The organism is Alteromonas nitratireducens (assembly GCF_040812025.1).
In the GTDB taxonomy this organism is placed as follows: Bacteria; Pseudomonadota; Gammaproteobacteria; order Enterobacterales; family Alteromonadaceae; genus Alteromonas; species Alteromonas nitratireducens.
In genome coordinates this window covers 40,978-59,124 of the sequence record NZ_JBFNPK010000005.1, presented here as the reverse complement: position 1 = coordinate 59,124, position 18,147 = coordinate 40,978, and the positions used below count along the sequence as shown (strand labels likewise).

General features: G+C 54.2%; 18 protein-coding genes. 3 read left to right on the top strand and 15 right to left on the bottom strand.

The features are described 5' to 3' along the window. Positions 1 to 63: 63 nt before the first annotated feature. The 13 genes from AB1N33_RS06275 to gspC form a co-directional block, all read right to left on the bottom strand. Positions 64 to 432 carry a hypothetical protein gene (locus tag AB1N33_RS06275; protein WP_411270691.1) on the bottom strand — a complete coding sequence of 123 codons (369 nt, stop codon included), beginning with the start codon at positions 430 to 432 and terminating at the stop codon, positions 64 to 66. A 112-nt stretch (positions 433 to 544) separates the two neighbouring features. After that, positions 545 to 1,300 carry a type II secretion system protein N gene (locus AB1N33_RS06270; RefSeq protein WP_411270690.1) on the bottom strand — a complete coding sequence of 252 codons (756 nt, stop codon included), beginning with the start codon at positions 1,298 to 1,300 and terminating at the stop codon, positions 545 to 547. Then, positions 1,297 to 1,776: a type II secretion system protein M gene (locus tag AB1N33_RS06265; RefSeq protein WP_411270689.1), complete on the bottom strand. Its 480-nt coding sequence runs from the start codon at positions 1,774 to 1,776 to the stop codon at positions 1,297 to 1,299. Before AB1N33_RS06265 ends, AB1N33_RS06270 begins: the two co-directional genes overlap by 4 nt. Continuing rightward, a complete protein-coding gene (gene gspL, locus AB1N33_RS06260) occupies positions 1,773 to 2,972 on the bottom strand; it encodes a type II secretion system protein GspL (RefSeq protein ID WP_411270688.1) in 1,200 nt (399 codons plus the stop codon). Before gspL ends, AB1N33_RS06265 begins: the two co-directional genes overlap by 4 nt. Beyond that, a complete protein-coding gene (gene gspK / locus AB1N33_RS06255; RefSeq protein WP_411270687.1) occupies positions 2,972 to 3,955 on the bottom strand; it encodes a type II secretion system minor pseudopilin GspK in 984 nt (327 codons plus the stop codon). Before gspK ends, gspL begins: the two co-directional genes overlap by 1 nt. Next, complete coding sequence (gspJ, locus tag AB1N33_RS06250; RefSeq protein WP_411270686.1) at positions 3,952 to 4,575, bottom strand: type II secretion system minor pseudopilin GspJ; 624 nt, start codon at positions 4,573 to 4,575, stop codon at positions 3,952 to 3,954. Before gspJ ends, gspK begins: the two co-directional genes overlap by 4 nt. Continuing rightward, on the bottom strand, positions 4,572 to 4,949 hold the full coding sequence (gene gspI, locus AB1N33_RS06245; RefSeq protein ID WP_411270685.1) for a type II secretion system minor pseudopilin GspI: 378 nt from the start codon (positions 4,947 to 4,949) through the stop codon (positions 4,572 to 4,574). The genes gspJ and gspI overlap by 4 nt, the downstream gene beginning before the upstream one ends. After that, positions 4,946 to 5,572 carry a type II secretion system minor pseudopilin GspH gene (gene gspH / locus AB1N33_RS06240; protein ID WP_411270684.1) on the bottom strand — a complete coding sequence of 209 codons (627 nt, stop codon included), beginning with the start codon at positions 5,570 to 5,572 and terminating at the stop codon, positions 4,946 to 4,948. The genes gspI and gspH overlap by 4 nt, the downstream gene beginning before the upstream one ends. Positions 5,573 to 5,586: 14 nt before the next feature. Continuing rightward, entirely contained in the window at positions 5,587 to 6,024 is a 438-nt protein-coding gene (gene gspG, locus AB1N33_RS06235; protein WP_411270683.1) for a type II secretion system major pseudopilin GspG, read from the bottom strand. After that, positions 6,024 to 7,244 carry a type II secretion system inner membrane protein GspF gene (gene gspF, locus AB1N33_RS06230; RefSeq protein ID WP_411270682.1) on the bottom strand — a complete coding sequence of 407 codons (1,221 nt, stop codon included), beginning with the start codon at positions 7,242 to 7,244 and terminating at the stop codon, positions 6,024 to 6,026. The genes gspG and gspF overlap by 1 nt, the downstream gene beginning before the upstream one ends. A 2-nt stretch (positions 7,245 to 7,246) precedes the next feature. Beyond that, positions 7,247 to 8,812, bottom strand: coding sequence for a type II secretion system ATPase GspE (gene gspE / locus AB1N33_RS06225; RefSeq protein ID WP_411270681.1), 1,566 nt, complete (start codon positions 8,810 to 8,812; stop codon positions 7,247 to 7,249). Between the two features lie 2 nt (positions 8,813 to 8,814). After that, positions 8,815 to 10,860 carry a type II secretion system secretin GspD gene (gspD, locus tag AB1N33_RS06220; protein WP_411270680.1) on the bottom strand — a complete coding sequence of 682 codons (2,046 nt, stop codon included), beginning with the start codon at positions 10,858 to 10,860 and terminating at the stop codon, positions 8,815 to 8,817. A 21-nt stretch (positions 10,861 to 10,881) separates the two neighbouring features. Then, a complete protein-coding gene (gene gspC, locus AB1N33_RS06215) occupies positions 10,882 to 11,802 on the bottom strand; it encodes a type II secretion system protein GspC (RefSeq protein WP_411270679.1) in 921 nt (306 codons plus the stop codon). A 124-nt stretch (positions 11,803 to 11,926) separates the two neighbouring features. On the opposite strand from gspC, the gene hslR reads away from it, so the two are divergent. The 3 genes from hslR to AB1N33_RS06200 all read left to right on the top strand — a co-directional run bounded on the left by hslR (position 11,927) and on the right by AB1N33_RS06200 (position 15,134). Next, positions 11,927 to 12,331 carry a ribosome-associated heat shock protein Hsp15 gene (gene hslR / locus AB1N33_RS06210; protein WP_411270678.1) on the top strand — a complete coding sequence of 135 codons (405 nt, stop codon included), beginning with the start codon at positions 11,927 to 11,929 and terminating at the stop codon, positions 12,329 to 12,331. Between the two features lie 41 nt (positions 12,332 to 12,372). Then, entirely contained in the window at positions 12,373 to 13,272 is a 900-nt protein-coding gene (gene hslO, locus AB1N33_RS06205; protein WP_411270677.1) for an Hsp33 family molecular chaperone HslO, read from the top strand. Between the two features lie 296 nt (positions 13,273 to 13,568). Further along, complete coding sequence (locus AB1N33_RS06200; protein WP_411270676.1) at positions 13,569 to 15,134, top strand: phosphoenolpyruvate carboxykinase; 1,566 nt, start codon at positions 13,569 to 13,571, stop codon at positions 15,132 to 15,134. A 71-nt stretch (positions 15,135 to 15,205) separates the two neighbouring features. Here the strand turns inward: AB1N33_RS06200 and AB1N33_RS06195 are convergent, their stop codons facing one another. Continuing rightward, entirely contained in the window at positions 15,206 to 16,939 is a 1,734-nt protein-coding gene (locus AB1N33_RS06195) for an N-acyl-D-amino-acid deacylase family protein (protein ID WP_411270675.1), read from the bottom strand. 4 nt (positions 16,940 to 16,943) lie between these two features. Then, the gene (locus AB1N33_RS06190) at positions 16,944 to 17,993 is read right to left on the bottom strand and encodes a mechanosensitive ion channel family protein (RefSeq protein WP_411270674.1); all 1,050 of its coding nucleotides are present in this window, start codon (positions 17,991 to 17,993) and stop codon (positions 16,944 to 16,946) included. Positions 17,994 to 18,147: the final 154 nt, after the last annotated feature.

The window sequence follows — 18,147 nt, the reverse complement described above, 5'->3', positions numbered from 1 at the left end:
CTCTCTCCGTTTGCAAAAATCGAGATAACGTCATGTACCCGGCGGTTTTTCGTTGCCAACTTACTAAACCTGATTTTTATTAATAAATTCAGCAACCGATTCAGAAATGTGTACACATACACCTGCGTCGGTTGCAAGTTTTTGGTAGTGGCGCACGCCGGGTAACTGGGCATCACCCTGAGGGATAACGCCAACGGTAAACGAGTCTGTCAGGGCCGCTTCTATGACGGCCAGCTTGGCAAATGCAACCACATCCGCTTCAGTAAGTCGAATGTGATCAGCTCCGGAATAGTCGTACAGCACCTGGCCGGTTCGCCTCACCGCATCCAGAAATGCTTCATCACGGTGTACTGCCATCACGTCATAGCCGTCAATATCGCCATAAAGCCTAACCACAACAACGGTATTCAGATAGTCAACGCTGGTAGCCACGGTAGTCCCACTACTGCCCAAAGTCTTCACATTACGCAATCTTTCAGGGTGGTAACATTAGACAATAGTGTAAAAAAACGTCATCACAAGGATGTCGCTTCTTATCTGTGACTTACAGGTCTATCGGGAAGTAACCATCTGCGCCGGGCTGACCGAAAAAGCGTGCGGCCTGATGCACTTCCTCGGGCAGGCTGTCGTCGGGCTTAAACTGACCGGTGACATCAATGGTTTTGAAATCGGCGGATACCACAGCATCCATGCTCAGGCCTAACAGGTTATTGCCATTAACCCGAATGCCAATGCTGTCGCCCTCACAGCGCAGTGTTGCCGTATAGCTACCAAAGTCGATCGGTCCCTGGGTGCCAGCGACGGTGGCGTTCAGCCAGTCTCCGGTACCGCGCAGTGTGTCACAGGCCGGACCGAACGCGAGTTCATCCAGACGTACGCGGAAGCGGCCGCCGGCATTGACCGGCAAGGGCAGCGGTACATTGGCCAGTACCCGGTCTGCAGGCAGATACAGTACCAGATCCTCTGACGCGATATGATCCGGGTTAAACAGGCTGACCGACACCGGCCCCTTAAACGCAATGGCGTCGGGATTTCTGAGTTCACCGGCGTTTAGCTCTGCACTGATGCGGCCCGCAAGCAGGCTCAGCGGGTTCAGCGACCAGCGCAGGTTCTCTATCGGCAGACCATTGGCGACGATTAAACGTGCTTTGCCTTCCCACAGGGTGCCACTTATACCTGACACACTCACATTTTTAGGCAGCGAAAGCCGTCCAAGCACCTGACTGGCCGGGAGATAAGCGATAAGGAATATAACAAACGCCAGTATACCACCGGCTATCCATAAACTGCGTGACTTCATGCCTTTCCTAACTGTAAACGGCGTACTTTAATGTAGCCTGCGGTGTCTGCTTCAGTAATGTCTGCCTGTAAAATCACCACGCCGATGTCTTCCATACTTTTCAGCCAGGCAACCACGTCATTAAACGGTGCATCGTTTATCCAGACTTGCAGTTCTTCCCCTTGCGGCTGCATGCGGGCGATGGCAATGTTGTGCTGTGCGGTGGTGCGATTGACGGCCTGTGGCAGTGAGCCTTTAAAGGCGCTGTTGCCGCTTTGGGTGCGTTTGAGCTGCTGCGCGCGTGCCACGGTGTCTTCTACCCAGCCCAACAGCGCCTGCTGTTCGTCCAGCAATGCGCGCTCGCGCTCTATGCCGGTGGTCAGTGGTGACCAGACCAGGAAGTAAAACGCAGCAATCAGCATAACAACGCCCGATAAGGCAACCAGACGCTGCTCGCGCTCTGTCAGGGCGCGGTATTTTTCGGCTAAGGCGTTCATGTTGTACTCCTGACTGATACGGTGCCAATCACGTCATTGTCGCGATTATTGATGGCGCCCTGCTCGACCACGAAACCTGCGCTTTCGGCCTGTCGGCGAAAGCGTTCGAGCGCCTCGAAGTCTTTACCTACCGCCTGCATACGAATTTCGGTGCGTGACGCATCAAACCGCAAGGTTTGCGGGCGCACACTGGAGGCGGCAAACGGACCGCTTAACTGCTCCAGCATCACCAGCATCGAGGCTGCCCCGCCGGTTTGTTCCAGTCGCGCCAGTTCAGTCTGCAGTTTGCGCTTCACGTCGCGGTAAACCCCAATATTCGGAAATCCCTGCTTTACCTTATTATCTATCTGCGCGCGCAGCGCTTCGTTTTGCTGCTCAAGCTGATACAGGGTAATGCCCTTATCGACCAGGCTGGTGGTGAGTGCCAGCACGGCCAGTACCGCCGCTACCCGCCACTGATGCCACGCCTTGTTGCTGGCGCGCTTCACTTTGTATTCACCCTGCAACAGGTTAAACGAAACGTGCATGGCTTCTTGCGCTAACACATGCATGGGTAATTCAAGCGGAGGATGGGTAACCACAATGTTGTCTGCATTGCTGACGTCGAGGTCGGCATAATTTACCAGATTGACGGGCTCTGGCTGTGACGCGGCAAACTGCGTCAGTGCAGGCAGCATCCAGCTGGCTTCACCCTGCATACCGGCCCAGTTGTCCTGGCGTAATAACAGCGCATCGCCCATCGCCAGTAGTGCCCAGCCCTGCGGATTATGCGGCACGGCAAGCACGTCGGGTATGATCCGGTCGCAAAACAGCCCGGCGTCTTTCAGCCAGCGCTGCCATTGTTGCAACTGCTCGCGTGAGACCACGGCAACGGCCTGCTGGTCGTCTACCTTTGGCCCAAAAGCAAAAAACTGATCGTCGATGGCGGTCGCCAGTTCGTCTTCCAGCATGTAGGGAATGGCAGCCAGTACTTTACGGCCGGCGCGTGGCGGCAACGTCACCCATTTCAGCAGCACGTCGCTGCCCGGGGCCAGTGCAATCACTGGTCGCTGACCTGCCCGTTCCGACAGCGTGGTGAGATCTTCAGCGCTGCTTAGCTCGCCCGACGCGATGATGTCCTGTTCGGTCTGTGACCATACCAGCCACTGCACCGGGTCTTCGCGTCGGGAGCCTAACCTGACAAGAAGTTGTTCCATTAATCTACCTCTTTAAATTCGCGCCGAAGTACGCTGACCTGCCCGCTGGCTGTCGCTTTGAATACGGTTGTCATAGTAAACGTTGCGTTATTGTAGCGGGTCTTGGTATGTAACATAAAATACTCTGTCGTGACGGTAAACCAGTCACGCCGCGTATTGTCCAAATTTAACGCCTGGATCACGGGTTCATTCAGAAAATCGCCGGCTTCTGCCCAGCCATTTTGAGGGCGGGTCGAAATCAGGTTAGTGGCCTGATCAAGTGTGAGTCCGGTGGCCCCTGCCAGTAACGGAGCACGTTCCGGCGTAAGGGTGTTGATGTTAATCTGCATGGTATCGTCGTTGGGTACCACACAGACCAGCGGCAGTATGGCGTTGATCCACGCCGGCGATACACCGTTTACCAGCCGTAATTCAGACTGCGCACTCATCAGTCCGTTGGCGGCCAGGTAAGGGTTCTCGCGGCTCTCATACTCACTGTCTTCTGCGCCATAGGGGCGCATCCTGTCGTCTGCGTCGAGCCAGTCCGCCAGGCTGTCGCGTACCGTTTCGGCTGTATAGCTGTCGATGTCCAGATTGGTCGCCAGCAACATGTCATGAAAGCTCTGCATGGCCGGCGTGGTTTGCTGTGCGTTGTTATCGTCGGGTTTTTCACGTAGCGCATTGAGGTTAAAGCAGCTTCGCATATCTTCCAGACGGGCCTTCAGACCGCCATTTTCGAGCGGAAACACAAACTCCTGAGCCCAAACCTGATCAACGGAAATCTTATCACTGTCATTTTTCATCAGCGCTGCCAGTGATTTTCTGGCAAACGCTTCAGCCCCGACCGCATACCAGTAGGCCTGATTGCTGTCCTTAATATTCACGGTGCGCTGGATCTGTAACTGTAAGCGACGCCCCATCTCGGTAGCCAGCACCGACACCAGTGCCACTACCATAAGGACGACCATCAGCGCCACACCGCGCTGTCTGTTTAATGGCCTCACTGGCTGCCTCCCAGTGTGAATTCGCGCCGGATGCGGCCAAAATCCCGGGACACAAATTCAAACGCCACGGCAAAAGGCAGCGCGGTACCCTGATAGCTCTCAGACCAGCGGTTATCATCATCACTGTTGGCATTGGGGTCGGGTCGGGTGGCGATAAACTCAACCGTGAACTCGCTGACATCTTCCAGGATCACACGCACCTTGGGTTCGTAGCCAATCACGTTATCAACATAATTGCTGTACAGGCGTTCGAGCTTGCCGTCGCGCAACCGGTATGCAACATACTGCTGTGTGCTGCGCGGCAGCATCATCTGAGGGTTATCCCAGCCGCCACGGACAAAGCCGATGCCGTCACCGTCACTGCCATCGACATCGCCGCCGGCCATCACAACCTCGCGCTTTTCGCCGTTAACACGCACCGCACGAGGTACCGCCTGCAGAATGTCCCGCTCGAGCATGAGCATGCCGCGCTGCAGGTGCTGTAACTTTTCAAACCGGCTTTCAGACAGATCATTGCTGCTGATTACGGTGGTCAGCAGACCGGTGGAGGCCAGACCAATCAGGGTAAAGATGGCCATCGCAATCAGAATTTCGAGTAACGTGAAGCCGCGGTTTTTCATGGCGTCGGCTTCGCAATAAATGTGGACACGGAAGTCAGTGAACTTTGGTAGTCCGCATCCAGACCCACGGAAATGGTCACTGATCGCATGTCATCGTCGTTGGTTTTTACCACCTGCTGTTGCCAGTACCAGGTCCGGTCGGCCATTTCCATAGTGCCGCGTTTGTTACGGGGCGGCCAGGTGCCTTCGCGCTGCATTTCGCTTAACCGGTTGCTGGCGACCCAGCTGGCGAAGGTCATTTCTTCAATCTGTCCTACGCTGGTCAGATGGTCACCGGCGGCTTTCAGTATGGCGCTGCCGGTCAGGGCAAAAATCGCCAGTGCCACCATGACTTCCAGCAGGGTCATGCCCCGGTTGCTGCGCACGCGGTTCATAGTGGCGGGCGCTCCAGGGGTCCTTCCAGGGCCAGCGGTGGCATGTCCTGATTACTCAGCACAAAAAATGCCGGGGCTTCACCGAAGTCGGCTTCGTAGTTGAAGGTCAGGGTAAACGGCGTGACTTCACCGCTGGACATGATCAGAATTTGTGGTGGCGGCAGGGTTTCTTCTTCCTCGCCGATTTGCACCCCGTCTTCAGATACGCTCAGGCTTTCGTCAAACAGTTCGCGATCAAACAGGCGGTCGTCCATATCCCAGGGCAGATCATCCAGGTTCAGGGTGAAGGTAAAGGGCTCGGGCAGGGTATGACTGTCGTAAATCGGGACATCGGCAATACGCTGCCATTCGTCATCCTCGTCCAGATAGACAAAGTAGTATTCGTTGTCCTCTTCTTCGATGCGCAGCCCGAGTTGCTGTTGGTTCAGTACCGCATAGTCGCTGGCCATATCGACAATGATTTGCAGCCGCCTGGCCTGCTCTTTGAGCAGATCAGACTGACTGGTACCAAATGCGTTAAACACCACATAACCTGCCGCCAGTCCCATCAATAGCAGAACCAGCATGACCTCAAGCAGGGTAAAGCCGACCGCAGCGCGGCGGCGTTGTGGCGTGTCACGCATGTGGCATCAGCCTGTTAATTCAGGTATTCGTTAATATTCCAGTTACCAATATCATCTTCGGTACCCGGTTCTTCATCGGGACCGTTCGAGAAGATATCGATAATGCCCAGTTCTCCGGGGCTGATCAGGGTGTATGGATTGCCCCACGGATCATCCGGCAGACGCTTAATAAAGCCTTCCGGCGGGTAATTACGCGGGATCGGATCAATGGTAGGGGCACTGACCAGCGCATCCAGCCCCTGTTCTGTTGTCGGGAAACGATTGTTTCTCAGCTTGTACATTTCCAGTGCACTTTCAAGCTGCTGAATGTCGACCGCAGCTTTTTTCAGTCGTGCTTCTTCCTCGTTGCCAAGGATAGCCGGTGCGACCATCGAGGCCATAATACCGATGATCAGTAGCACCACCATAACTTCAATAAGGCTGAATCCAGCGCTACGTTTTAAGGTTTTCATTACATATTCACCATTTGGTTCATTGCGAGAATAGGTTGAAGAATTGCCATCACAATAAACAGTACAATCACTGCCATTGTGACAATCAGCAAAGGCTCAAAGACCTTTAATGAGACACCAACCAGGGCTTCAAATTCCCTGTCCTGATTATCGGCTGCCCGGGCCAGCATTTGCTGCAGTTCACCCGACTTTTCACCGCTGGCAATCATGTGCATCATCATGGGCGGAAACATGCCGGTGTTGTCGAGCGCGGCGCGCAGACTGCTGCCCTCTTTTACATTCACCGTGGCATCCGAAATTTGGTTCTTAATATGTTGATTTTCAAGCACTTCGCCAGCTATTCGCATGGCTTCAAGCAGCGGCACTGCGCTGGCAGTAAGAATGCTTAAAGTACGGGCGAAACGCGCAGTGTTGAGGCCACGCGATACTTTACCAATCAGCGGTAGCGTGAGCAGAAAACGATGGTAGCGCAGCCGCATGGCAGGCTTTTGCAGGACCCGCTGCACCACAATAATAAGCACAACAAGTACACCAAGCATGGCCAGGCCGTAATGCTGCAGCCATTCACTGATACTGATGAGCAGTTGCGTAATGGTCGGCAAGTCCTGCCCCATATGATCAAACTGGCTGACAATTTTGGGTACCACCACCGTCAGCAGCAAAATCACAATGCCCATGGCAAAGAACATCATCAGTGACGGATAGACCATCGCCTGAATAATCTGACTGCGGGTTTGCTGGCGGCGCTCGGTGTAATCGGCAAGCCGGTTCAGCACGGTATCAAGGTGACCGGATTTTTCGCCGGCGGCAACCATGGCGCGGTACAGCTCGTCAAACACGCTGGGGAATTCTGCCATGGCATCGGCCAGGCCGTGCCCTTCGACCACTTTACTGCGTACCGCCATCATCATGTTTTTCTGGCGTGGCTTTTCACTTTGTTCAGCCACAGCCAGCAGGGCTTCTTCTACCGGCAAGGCCGATTCAACCAGCGTGGCAAGCTGACGGGTCAGCAGCGCCAGATCAGCCGCCGAAATGCGGGGTTTGAAGAAAGAAAAGCCGGACTTGCTGCTTTTATTGCGTTCTGCAACCTGTTCCACTTCCAGCGGGATCAGGCCCTTTTCACGTAACTGCTGACGCACCTGGCGGGCGTTGTCGCCTTCCAGCACGCCGGTTGCGTTGCGGCCGCTGGCATTGACTGCCTTGTATGCAAATGCCGCCATACTCAGTCTTCCCGCGTAACTCTGAGGACTTCTTCCAGCGACGTGATACCGGCCAGTACTTTGCGGCATCCGTCTTCGCGAATACTGGGCGTAGATTTACGGATATAACGTTCTATCGCCTGTTCGCCGTGTCCCTCGTGAACCATTTCACGGATTTTTTCGTCGACCAGTAACAGCTCATGAATGCCGGTACGGCCACGGTAGCCGGTCTGATTACAGGCGGCGCAGCCGCGTGCGGAGTAAATCGACGGTACCGGCGACATCTCGCTGATACCCAGAATTTGTGCTTCCTGTGGGTTTGGCTCGTGCGGTGTCTTACAGTCGGGACACAGGGTTCTGACCAGACGCTGGGACAATACCGCGAGCAGACTGGATGACAGCAAAAACGGCTCAATACCCATGTCTTCCAGGCGGGTGATTGCACCCGATGCGGTATTGGTGTGCAGTGTCGACAGTACCAGGTGACCGGTCAAACTGGCCTGCACGGCAATCTGGGCGGTTTCGACGTCACGGATCTCACCGACCATGACCACGTCAGGATCCTGACGCAAAATGGCCCGCAGGCCACGCGCAAAGGTCATGTCGACGCGCGGATTCACCTGGGTCTGTCCAATGCCGGGCAAATCAAATTCAATCGGATCTTCGACGGTCAGGATATTCCTGTCACGGCTGTTGATTTCACTCAAGCCTGCGTACAGGGTGGTACTTTTACCGGAGCCGGTCGGGCCGGTGACCAGAATAATCCCGTGAGGTTTGCGGATAAGTGACGAGAACACCTCACGGTTCTTTTTGGTCATGCCTAAATCTTCCAGATTCAGGCGTGCATTATTCTTATCAAGCAAACGCAACACCACCCGTTCGCCGTGGCTTGATGGCATGGTCGATACCCGCACATCAACGGCGCGTCCGGCAATACGCAGAGTAATGCGCCCGTCCTGTGGCACGCGCTTTTCGGCAATATCGAGCTTTGCCATCACCTTAATACGCGACACCAGCATGGATGACAGCTTGCGGTTAGGGCGCAGGATCTCGCGCAGCACACCGTCTACGCGAAAACGCACAACCAGCTGATTCTCAAAGGTTTCAATGTGAATGTCCGACGCGCCTTCTTTAATCGCTTCGCCCAGCATGGCGTTGATCAGCTTGATGATGGGGGCGTCGTCCTCGCTGTCGAGGAGATCTTCAGTATCCGGTAAATCTTCTGCCAGCGAAAACAGGTCGCTCTCGTTACCGAGATCTTCCATCAGCTGCTTGGCAGCGGAGCTGTCACGCTGAAATGCACTGGTCAGCACGGATTCAAATTCATCGTCGGGGATAAGCCTGGGCGCAAAGGGCTCTCCAAAAAAACGGCGCACTTCAGCAAACACGGAAAACGGGGTCTGCGAGGTATAGTACAGGGTGGCCGGCGACGAATTGGTCTCCAGCAATACCTTATTGCGTTTGGCAAACCCGAAGCTTAGCTGACGATGTCCGTCGGCATCCGACAGGATGTCATCATCGCCCATGGCTTCCAATGCCGCTTCCTGGGCTTCAACCGCCTGGCTGAGCTTATCGTCACTGACCGTCATGGTTATTCATCGTCCTCGTTGTCCTGCCCGAGTTTTTCCTTTTTCATGATGTACTCTTCGAACGACGGCGGCAGCACCAGCTTGTCATCCCACTCTGGCATGCTGGGGCCTTCTTCGTTAGGCATCAGCGATACGCCCTGCTGCTGACGACGCAGTTGCAGCGCGCGGATATAGTTGTACTTGCTGTGGCTGATTTCATTCATGGTTGCCGCGTCACGCACAATGGTGGGTTTCAGGAACACCATCAGGTTGCGCTTGCGTTTGGTGGTTGAGGTGGTTTTAAACAGGTGGCCGAGGATAGGAATATCACCCAGCAGCGGCACCTTTGATACGCTTTCCTGCACGTCTTCGTCAATCAGGCCGCCAAGTACGATGGTACCGCCGTCATCCACAATGACCGTGGTTTTAATTTCACGTTTGTTGATAGAAATATCCACCGACGTCGCGCCACTGACGCTGGACACTTCCTGCTCAATCAGCATCTGAACCGCATCGCCTTCGTTGATCTGTGGGGTGACTTTCAGTTTGATACCCACTTCCTGACGATCGACCGTCTGGAACGGGTTAGAGTTATTGGCGCCCGTCGTGGTACCGGTGATGATAGGCACTTCCTGACCCACGATGAAGAACGCCTCTTCATTGTCCATCGTTGTCAGATGCGGGGTGGCCAGAATATTGGAGTTGGTGTCGTTACTGACCGCCTGAACAACCGCGCCCCAGCCGTTCTCAATGACACCGGCAATCAGGCCATTGGCACCGCCCAGCAGGTTCGCCAGCGGGGTGAAATCACCCTGAATAGTGTCAGTCGAGGTGACGACCTCGCCATTGGCGGTGACGTTAGTCTTATTCACTTCACGGTCTTCTGCCTGACGCAGTGCAACACCCAGCGCGCCTACCGGTACAACGCCGTTGGTAAACTGGGTACCGCCGCCGCTTTCAGATACCCATTGAACGCCGAGCGTGGTGCCGTCGCCTTCAAACACCTCAACAATGATGGCCTCTACCTGCACCTGGGCACGGCGAATATCGAGCTGACGAATGACGTCTTCCAGTGAGCGCATCATATCGGGCTCGGCGGTGATCACCACGGCGTTGGAATCTTCATGGGTCTCAATGCTGACTTCACGGTTGGATGAGCGACGTGTGGTATTGCTACCCTGCTCTTCTGCCTGAATGCTGGCCGACACGCCGCGCAGCACGTTTACCATGTCTTCGGCTTTGGCGTAGTTCAGAAAAATAACCCGGGTATTACCGTTAGACTCAAGCTCCTGATCCATACGCTGAATCAGATTAATCAGGCGCTGCCGGGCTTTCACGTCACCACTGACAATCACCGAGTTGGTGCGGTCATCCGCGACCACGCGCGGCTCCGATTTTACACCGGTAGCCCCTTTACCCTGCGACTTATTGATGCTGTCGATAATACGCACCATTTCCGATGCAGAGGCGAAGCGCAGTTTTACAATTTCGACTTCTTCATCACCGGCGCGGTCAACCCGCTCGATGATTTCAACCAGACGGTTTACCACCGCGGCACGGCCGGTCAGCATCATCACGTTAGACGGGTCGTGGCTGACCACGTTGCCGCCACCTGCCTGGTCATTCAGCTGACGCAGAATAGGCGCAAGTTCGCGAACCGGTACGTTGTAAACCGGCACAACACGGGTAATCATCTCGTCACCGTCGCGGGCCGCACCCTCGACAACCGGGATGTTGGAGGTTTTCGCATCTTTCGAGCGCACGACTTTGAGAATACCGCTGGGCATTTCAACCACAGCGAAATCATAGACCTGCAGCACGTTGAGGAAAAACTGGTAGTACTGATCCTCGTTCAGCATGTCATAGCTGCGTACACTGATTTTGCCGCGCACGTTGGGATCAACAATAATGGTGCGTTCCAGGTTTTTGCCTACGATATTGATGAATTCATTGATGTCCGTATCTTTAAAGTTGGGCATATACTCGGCAGCGGTGGCCGACACACACATCAGCGCGCTACACAACGCAACGCCGATACGTGATAAAAGAGTGTGACTGGCATGCCTCATAATGTTTCTTCCTATTCTTTCTTATTGTGCTGCGGGTTCAGGCAAATCGAGATAAAGCGTTTCGTAACTGCCATCGCGAAGAATAGTCAGTTCAATGCTTTGCGCGCTTCGCAGCTCAGAGAGTGCTTCCTGGGCCTGTTGAACATCGGTAACGTCAAGACCATTAATCTGGGCTATGACATCACCCGCTTTTAGTCCTGCGGCGTCAAACAGGGCGGGTTCCTTCCCCGGTTTTACCTGATAGCCGACCAGCTGGCCGTCTTCGGTTTTAGGAGAAATGGAAATAAAATCGGTGAAGTTTGCCGGCTGGCTGCGCAGTGAGGCAGTTGCTTCGAGCGCCTCTTCACTCAGGCGTTGTTCTTCTTCGGGTGCGGCGCGTTCCTGACGAGTGACAGACTGACGACGGCGATTGGCCTCTTCAAAGTCAACGCCGTCCAGCATCAGGGTTTCATTGCGCGCGCCGTTACGAATAATGACGCGGTCACTGAACACCTGTTGCAGGGTGGCATTGGTGTCTTCAATTTTTTCACCCAGCCCGTAGACGCTCTGGCTGCCGCGATTTTCGATAATGGCGGCGGCAGCCTGCTGCAGGCTGCTGACGACCACGCCGGTCAGTGTCAGGTTAAGGCGGGTTTCCGGCGCATCGGTAACCACTTCCTGTACCACGGGTTGTGGGGCTCTGGTGGCATCACCGAACAAATTGAGCTGTTGTATTTTACTGATGTTGACCCCACCTTGAGAGCCTGTTGCGCTGCTGCGGGGCTTATCAGTTATCGCTGGTGGAGGCGCCATGGCAGGTTCGGGTATAATGCGCCAGGTCAGATTGGCGGCGAACGCAATAAGGTAAAGACTCAATACCACCACAACGGCCAGGCGAAGTGATTTCTGATGTTTGAGTGCCACGCCAGAGAGGGCCTGTGGGTTGAGTTTCTCGAAAGTCATGCGTTAATGATGATACTGCTTTTTATAATGTAGTTGTGAGAATCATGCGCTTTTTGCCGACCCATCATAGCCTAGTCGGGCTAAGGGTCACAACACTAAAGGGCGTCGGTGACGAAATTATTACATGAGTCAAAATCGAACAGACAATACATCACAAAATGTCCGGCTGGACAAGTGGCTGTGGGCTGCCCGCTTCTTTAAAACCCGCGCGTTAGCAAGAGACATGGTGCAGGCCGGAAAAGTTCACTACAACGGCCAGCGCGCGAAGCCCGGCAAGGTGGTCGAAGAGGGTGCTATGCTTAGCATACCGGCTGGCTGGGATACCAAGGTCGTAAAAGTGCTGGCCGTCAGCGACAAGCGTCTGGGCGCCGCACTGGCGCAGGGCCTGTATGAGGAAACGCCCGAAAGTATTGAAAAGCGTGAAAAAAATCAGCTGGCAAGGAAGATGAATACGTTTCATAGCCCGCACCCGGATGGCCGCCCGGACAAGAAACAGCGGCGCGAAATTATCAAGCTTAAGCACCGCTGACCGGTGTCGCATTTTATTTGTAACAGAATGTAGGAATTTTCATGAGTTCATTTGATCAGCTGAACCGATTTATTTTTAACGAGGCCAGCGTGCGCGGCGAGCTTGTCAGACTGCAGGACAGTCTCAAGCCTATCGTACACAGTTACGAATACCCTGTGCAGGTACAGAAACTGCTCAGTGAAATGGCGGCGGCTACCTCCTTACTGGCGGCAATCCTGAAGTTCGAAGGTGAAATCGGGCTGCAAATTCAAAGTGAAGGGCCGGTGCGGTATGCCGTGATTAACGCCACTCACAAGCAGACCATGCGCGGTGTTGCGCGCTGGGATGAAACACTGGCCTCGCTGCCGTCGTCTTTCTCTGACCTGATGACCAAAGGCGTGCTGGTGATTACCATTACGCCCGATGAAGGGGAACGCTATCAGGGCGTGGTGGCGCTGGATAAGCCGTCGCTGGCAGAATGTATTGAAGCGTACTTTGCCCAGTCAGAGCAACTGGCTACCCGGGTGCGCCTGATGACCGATATGTCGGATCCGCAAAGTGTGATGGCGGCAGGTATGCTGCTGCAGGTGCTGCCCGAGTCAGCCAGTGCCAGTGAAGCGGCATCCCTGAATGCGTTTGAGCATATCGCTACGCTGACCGATACCCTGACTACCGAAGAAATGTTCTCGCTTGGGGTTGAGGACATTCTGTATCGCCTGTATCACCAGGAAGAGGTGGAACTGTTTGCGCCGCAACCGGTGTCATTTGCCTGTACCTGTTCACGTGAGCGCAGCGCGGAAGCGCTGCGAAATGTCGATAAGGCGGAGTTGCTTGCCATTATCGAGGAGGAGGGCGTGATCAGCATGAACTGTCAGTATTGCCATACTGACTACAAGTTTGACGCCATAGATGTTGAGGCCATCCACGGTGGCCACCGTAATGATGCGCCGGCCAACCAGTAACTTCTTATCCCTGTGCCGTTCCCGCCATACAGCGGGACGGCACTCACGCTATTATTTTCTGTAACCTTTCATACCCTGTTACATTTTTGTCGTCATTCATTTTCTTTGCATTGTCAGATTGTTAACTGCTTCCATCCAGTGTGTTTTGTCTGCTGATATCATTTCATGCGCGTTAATATCGCCACAGGCGACCAAAAAATAACGAATATCGGTCAGCTAAATGTTGCCAGATGCGAGCATTGCCGTACAATTCGCACCTGTAAGTGGCTTTGAAATATTACATACAGGTTTTCAATATGACGGCAGCAACAATGAACGCGACAACGAAAGCAGCACCGCTGGTGGATCTTTCCCGGGCACAACTGATTGAACTGGCACTTCTGCGCGGGGAAGGCCAACTGGCCAGCAACGGCGCACTGGTCGTAGAGACCGGTCAGCGCACGGGTCGTTCACCTAACGATCGCTTCATTGTGAAAGAGCCAAGTACTGAAAACGACATCGACTGGGGTAAGGTCAACAAGCCGTTTGATGCGGATAAGTTTGATGCGCTGTGGACCCGGGTAGAAGACTTTCTGACGACCCAGGAACATTTTTTGTCACACCTGCAGGTGGGCTCTGATATCGATCATGCGCTACCGGTTGTTGTGCGTACCCAGACGGCCTGGCAGCATATTTTTGCGCAGAACCTGTTTATCCGCCCCGATGAGTGGAATCCGAAGGATGCACCTGCCTGGCAAATTCTGAACGTGTCTGGCTTTGAGTGTGTGCCTGAGCGGGACGGTACCAACAGTGATGGCGTCGTTATCATTAACTTCGCACAGCGCAAAGTACTGATTGCCGGTATGCGTTATGCCGGTGAGATGAAAAAAGCCATGTTCTCTGTGCAGAATTTCCTGCTGCCGGCAAAAGAAGTGCTGCCGATGCACTGCTCGGCGAATGTCGGTGATGAAGGCGACGTGACGCTCTTCTTCGGCCTGTCTGGTACAGGGAAAACCACGCTGTCTGCCGATCCGAAACGCCACCTGATTGGTGATGATGAGCACGGCTGGGCACCAGGCAGCGTCTTTAATATTGAAGGCGGGTGTTACGCAAAATGTATCGACCTGTCTGAGAAAAACGAGCCGGTTATTTTTAAGGCCATTCGCTTTGGAACCATCCTGGAAAACGTTATCCTGGATGACCAGCGCCAGCCGGACTACCGCAACACGTCACTGACCCAGAACTCACGTGCCGCTTACCCGCTTAGCCATATTGAGAAACGTGTGCTGGAAAACCGCGGTGGCGAGCCGCGTTCAGTGGTGTTCCTGACCTGTGATGTCAGCGGTGTGCTGCCGCCGGTGTCGGTGCTGAGTGAAGAAGCCGCGGCCTATCACTTCTTAAGTGGTTACACGGCCAAAGTGGGTTCAACCGAAATTGGCTCCAGTGCTGACATTGAATCAACGTTCTCTACCTGCTTTGGCGCACCCTTCTTCCCACGTCCGGCGGGCGTGTATGCCGAGCTGCTGATGAAGCGGGTGCGTAACTTCAACGCCAAAGTCTACCTGGTGAATACCGGCTGGACCGGTGGTCCTTACGGGGTCGGCAAGCGTTTTGATATTCCGACCACACGCGCGATCATTGACGCCATCGTAAACGACACCCTGCGTGACGTTGAAACTCAGCACATTGATGGTCTGAATCTGGATGTGCCGGTGGCGGTACCGGGCGTGGACAGCAACCTGCTGATCCCGAAGAATACCTGGAGTGATCCGGCCGAGTATGACCGCTACGCGAAAAACCTGATTGAGGAATTCCAGAACAACTTCCGTAAATACGATGTCAGTGACGCCATTGTTAACGCGGGACCAGGTTACCGCGCGTAACCTGCCGTTGTCACGATTGTGCCTGTCACGGCCGATTGTTTTGCCCGCACCTGGTGCGGGCTTTTTCTTTTTCAGGCCCCCGTCGCGGGCAGGAAACTGCCATAGCCGGTCTCTTTGCCAAGGTCGCTGGACAGGTTCTCATTATCAACGGCAAAGCGGCCGTTGATGAGCACGTGTTCAACCAGCCCCGGGTTGCGGTTAACCAGCCGCTTCAGGTCAAAGTTTTCCATCTCTGCCCAGCACACCGCTTCTAAGTTCTGCGATAATCCGTCCGGGTTAATCACCAGTACATCTGCCCGGTCACCTTCCCTGATTTTCCCCGCATCAATGCCAAACCAGTCGGCCTGATCACCGGTAACCCGCCATACCGCCTGTTCAATACTCAGAAAATCACTCTGCTGGTTTTCGTAAGCCAGCTTAAGCAGTCGCAACGGCAGATTGTAAAAGGCCATGTTGCGAATATGCGCGCCTGCGTCACTGAAGGTGATCAGTGAGTCTTTGTCTTTTATCAGTTTTTTAAGTACCTCGGGCCGGTGATTGGCAACGGTGGTATACCAGCGCAGATCGGTGCCGTATTGCACCACCAGGTCGAGGAAGAGATCGACCACATGAATACCACGTTCATTTGCCACCGACTCGAAATCACGGCCCTCAAGGGTTTTGTCCGGACACCCGAGAATGATGGCATCGCCGAAGTCCCGATGCCACACGCGTGGACTAAGCTTTTCGCCGTAAAACTTACGAAAGTCGCGACGATAGTTTTCGTCTTTGAGCAGGGCGTCCCGTTCCACTTTGGTTTTTAAGTCCAGTGCCAGTTCGCCTGCCCCGAATTCTTCAAAAAACACCACATCAATGCCATCGGCGTAGACGGTGAACGGCGTTGGCAGTACCTGCCAGCGAAAATTCCCTCTAAGCAGATTGGCAGTGGATGAGGCAAACTTGGTTAAGAAATTGATATAGGGGCTGCCTTTCAGATCCATCCGGCTGATCAGGGTGGTCTTAAGTGGTTTCCGGAACCAGCCCAGGGTTTCTTTGATGTAATCGAAAATGCGCAGTGGCGTTGCCGCGTTAGGGGCACCCTGATGCACGCGCCCGTAACGCCGCAGTATGTTACTGAGACGCGAGATTTCGCGCCAGGCCGCATAGGTACTTGGCAGACTCTTTGACCACTCTCTGTCACCGTCTACCTTATCCCAGGTTAAGCGCATGGTCGACAGCCCCAGAAAACCGCACTCCAGGGCTTCCGTCAACAGGCGCTCCATCTTTGCCATTTCTGCTTCGGAAGGAATCACATCCGCGTCGGTGGCTCTGGATAGCCCCATGACCGATGTGCGCAAATCACTGTGGCCAAGCAGACTGACCACATTAGGCCCTAACGGTAGCCCTGAGACATACTCCACCCATTGCGCGGGTGAAGACCAGCTTTTTGTCTGCTGTAAAATGGGCAGCACCTTGTCGCGAGGTACCGTCTCTACGCGGGTAAAAATGTCCGACGCATCTTCATAGTCACTGCACACCATGCTAAGCGAGCAACTGCCGACCAGCACGGTGGTGACACCGTGTCTGACCGACTCCGATAAGCTCGGTGATACCAGCAGCTCGGCGTCGTAGTGTGTGTGGGTATCAATGAAACCCGGCATAACCCATTTGCCAGTGGCATCAATAAACCGGGTTGCCAGCTCAGGCGACAGCGGCTCAGAGGTTACTTTGACAATGATCCCATCTTTTATGGCAATGGATTTGATATCAGAGGGAGCGCCTGTGCCATCGAAATAACGCCCGCCGGAAATAATCGTATCGAACATCGCTTTAACGCCTCTCTTTCTCTTCTTCGCTTTTTTTGACCACACTGGCCAGGCGCGCTTTTACCTTATCGCGCTGTTCGGTCAGGCTCGCTTTGTCGTCACCGCTGGCACTGCTCAGGCGCTCTTCAAGCTCATCCAGTTTTGCCTGTAGCTGCTCACGCTCGGTCTCGGTACTTTCTGCTTCTTCTGCTTTGTCGAACATGACGGTTTCTGGTGTGGTGTCATTATCTGGTGAAGGCGACGTTTCACCCTGCTGAGGCGGGATCATCCTCAGCCCTTCCGGCTGAGGCCGCTGATTCATAAAGCTGGGAGACACAATTTCAATGTCGGCCTGATGCAGACTATCCAGTACCGCCTTATGCAGCCGTGAGCGCGCACTCAGCAGGCTTTTAACGTCTTTTAACAGACCCGCTACCCGGTATGTGACGGCGAAGTCACCCAAAGCAATCACCTGCACAAAGGGCTCTTCCAGTCCGGCGCTTTCCGCCCCCGCCAGCAGGTGCTTTTCAATCACGCTGTGATGAATGTCATACCCCAGGCTCAGATCAACCGACACAATCGCCCCTGAAGCTCTGACCACACTAACCGGATTGTTGACCATCAGGGTGTTGGCAAACGCGATTAATTCGCGGGTCTCTGTCTGAATCTCGGTATCCAGTAAGCCCATTTCGGCTACCCGGCCGCTGTGCTCATTCACCCGGATAAAGTCACCTACCCTGAATGGACGGTTAACGCGCAGCACCAGCCCGGCCATCAGATTGCTGACGATAGTGGTGGAAGAAAAAGCAATCACACCCGACGCCAGTACGCCAATCAGTCCAATAATTTGATTTCGGGTTCCCTCGCTCACCGGCAGTGTCACGGCTATCACGACCAGACCGATCAGCGTGAGGATAAGCAGTGAGAGTTGTCGCGGAAGTTTTTGTTCACCGGTTAAATGGTCATGACGGGTCAACAGCAGATAGTGCAACAGCCACAGTCCACTGGTTACCAGGGTAATGGCGATCACCAGTGGCAAAAAGGCAGGCAGTGTTGTATGAAATAAGTCGCTCACAAGGTCTTTTCCTGAATGTGCCGGGATCAGTTCGTCCGCCAACCCTGTCTGGTAACTGTATGCCACCGGCAGAATAACCTCAACTGCTCACGATTACGGTGTCGAAGAAGGTATGAGAACAAAATAACTAAGCTACCCTGGCAATCGGCAATAG